At 53.2% G+C, this 1,401-nt stretch carries 1 protein-coding gene; it reads left to right on the top strand.

Annotated features, from left to right (window positions below):
• Positions 1–56 precede the first annotated feature (56 nt).
• The gene (locus IAQ59_RS21935; protein WP_209332998.1) at positions 57–1,310 is read left to right on the top strand and encodes an IS4 family transposase; all 1,254 of its coding nucleotides are present in this window, start codon (positions 57–59) and stop codon (positions 1,308–1,310) included.
• Positions 1,311–1,401 lie beyond the last annotated feature (91 nt).

The raw sequence follows: 1,401 nt of genomic DNA, 5'->3' as shown, positions 1-1,401 counted from the left end.
AAAGCTTCTAAACCATATAGCTTTGAAGGTACAAAATATGAACCGAAAATCGACGGATATATCTTGGATATGTCCGGAAAAAAATCTTTTCCAAAATACATTCCACTGAAAACCAGGCGGTTTACTGTTCGGAGCCAGGTCATTTCTCAAGGAATTCACCGCTCTCTTTCCAAACAGTCGTCCTCACCGTTCTCCATTTATTCAAGGAGTCTGTTGAGTTTGTCTCCCGCAATGTCCTGGTCAGTCTCGACAGGGCCGCCGTCACCGGCAGTGCCTTTACACAGGCACGTTACAAGATCGACTGGCGTTTTTTCTACGACCTGTGCGCCATCTGTTCCACGGCCTATGACCGGTTCTCCACGCCCACGTGGAAAGGCTACCGGGTGCTGGCCGGCGACGGCAGCACGCTCAACCTCCCCTCTTCCAAACAGATCAGGAGCTACTTTGGCGTAGAGGCCAGCAGCGTGAATACGTCCCTTGCAAGGATATTCCTTATCTATGACGTGATTACGGGCTTTACCCTGCAGGCAAGGCTCGGCAGGACCAACACAGGGGAGGCAGGCATGCTCGAGGATTGCCTGAGGGACATGCATTCAAGGGCGGGGGATCTCCTGGTGCTGGACAGGAACTTCGGCTATTATACCACCGTACACCAGCTTGCTGCCGCCGACTGGGATTTTTGCATCAGGATGTCCACCGGAATGTCTGCCTTTGCCAAGACGGCAATGGCAGACGGACGCATGGATTTTGTCACCGAATGGTTGCCCAGCCGGTCAGAGGGTGCTACGGCCAGGGCCAAGGCCCCGGTTCGGGTAAGGGTGACCAAGGCCATCCTGGAGACCGGGGAGACCGAACTCCTGGTGAGCAGCCTGCTGGACATGGAAGCGGTCAGCAGCGCGGACATGGCCGAGCTATATGCGATGAGGTGGGGCGTGGAAGAGGGGATAAAGAACCTCAAGCCGAAGATGAAGGTGGAGCAGTTCGGATGCAGGAGGCCAGAGGGCATCTACCAAGAGTTCTACGCCCATATCCTTGCCATGAACATGGTGGCCCTGGCGGGGATGGCGGCCCAGAAGGTGATAAAGAAGAAAACAGCCCGCAGAAAACTCAACTACAGCTACAACTGGAAAAACGCCTTCAGGTACCTCCGAGACATCACCGTAGGCCTGTTCAGCCAGGAATGTGCAGAGAAACTACTCGAAAAACTGGTCGGCAACATCATCAGTTCGGTAATTGCCATAAGGAAAGGGAGAAAGTTTTCAAGGCAAGCCCTGGGTAAGGCCACAAGAATAAACCAATACTACAAATAAGCAAGAAACAGACGCCCAAAAAAATATCGCCCCCAAAAATTGGTCCCATATCCGTGGGAAAGGGAAGACTATGCCCCGAAAATTGACCACC

It is taken from the genome of Lunatimonas salinarum (assembly GCF_017811155.1).
GTDB lineage: Bacteria > Bacteroidota > Bacteroidia > Cytophagales > Cyclobacteriaceae > Lunatimonas > Lunatimonas salinarum.
Note: the sequence above shows the minus strand (reverse complement) of the source record. Positions and strands in the feature narration are given on the sequence as shown.